This is a genomic window from Gemmiger formicilis (genome assembly GCF_016901605.1).
Taxonomy (GTDB): domain Bacteria; phylum Bacillota; class Clostridia; order Oscillospirales; family Ruminococcaceae; genus Gemmiger; species Gemmiger formicilis_B.
Window position 1 is genome coordinate 1 of sequence record NZ_JACJKP010000436.1, and the last position, 472, is coordinate 472.

Here is a 472-nt window from a genome sequence, read left to right on the forward strand (position 1 = left end):
ATCAAGTCCAGCGGATTTTTGACGGCGGTGCGGTAGCGCACAATGCTGAGAGCGCCTACCATGCCCAGGGAGAGGGTAATGTTGGTGCTGATGGTCACAATGATCACCGCCACCAGCAGGGTCATGATGACCAGTGAAAGGTTGAGGGCATGGTCATACACCACACCGATAAAGCAGCGGCGGTAGACCGCAAAAATGCCCATACCCACCAGAAAGGCGATGACCAGGGTAAGAATGAGCGTCAGAGGTTCGATCTGATTGGGGAACAGTTCCAGAGCCGACTTTTTGAACAGGTCTTGAAAGGTCATAACAATAAATCCTCCTGCCATGCGCCCTTCAGCGCAGGGTATGCCGGACCTGATCCACACAAAGGCAGAATTTGGAGGCCGACGTCCTGACAAAGGAATAGGCGCGAAAGATACTTTGAATATACTCCGGCAAAATACCGGTAAACTTGACTTCCAGAATCATC

1 pseudogene is annotated in these 472 nt (G+C 51.7%); it reads right to left on the bottom strand.

The window, feature by feature from the left end:
• Positions 1–308, bottom strand: a pseudogene (locus H6B10_RS15310) (DUF4956 domain-containing protein); the annotation flags it as partial.
• Positions 309–472 lie beyond the last annotated feature (164 nt).